Origin of the sequence: Paraburkholderia sediminicola, assembly GCF_046026895.1 — a bacterium.
GTDB classification, from domain to species: Bacteria; Pseudomonadota; Gammaproteobacteria; order Burkholderiales; family Burkholderiaceae; genus Paraburkholderia; species Paraburkholderia sediminicola_C.
Genome location: NZ_JAQQEU010000291.1, coordinates 1 through 439, shown reverse-complemented (window position 1 = coordinate 439; position 439 = coordinate 1). Strand labels below are relative to the sequence as shown.

General features: G+C 55.6%; 1 pseudogene. It reads right to left on the bottom strand.

Annotated elements, in window-relative coordinates:
• Positions 1-90: 90 nt before the first annotated feature.
• Positions 91-439 (bottom strand): annotated as a pseudogene (locus PQR02_RS40820) (hypothetical protein); the annotation flags it as partial.

The window sequence follows — 439 nt, the reverse complement described above, 5'->3', positions numbered from 1 at the left end:
CGCCATGCGCTTACCGCCGTTTCGGACATGACGCTTATAAACGCGCAAATTGAAGCGCACGATCAACGATCGTGCGCTCCATGAATCGAATTAATGAACCATCGTGTCCGCGGTGCCGCCCGTCGACACTACAGGTTTGGAGGGTAGCAGCCTCCTCTTCTCACACTTTCGGATTCGCCGTGTCATCAGCGCGTTTACGAGCACTCGACTGAGCCGGACTCCTGGCAAATCCGTCGTCGCCTGGCGCTCGAGCAAACCACTCCCCGCCAACGCGCCCATGTTTTCCCAGATTCGAGTGGACACCTGCTTCGATATTTTTTTCCTCGCCTGTTGCATTTGACGGGGAAGGCCAAGGATTTCCATTTTTAGGAACAGACAATTCTCGTCACCTGGCGACGGGCGCGAAAGCGCGATTGCAACGAAACCGACTTTCGTCCAC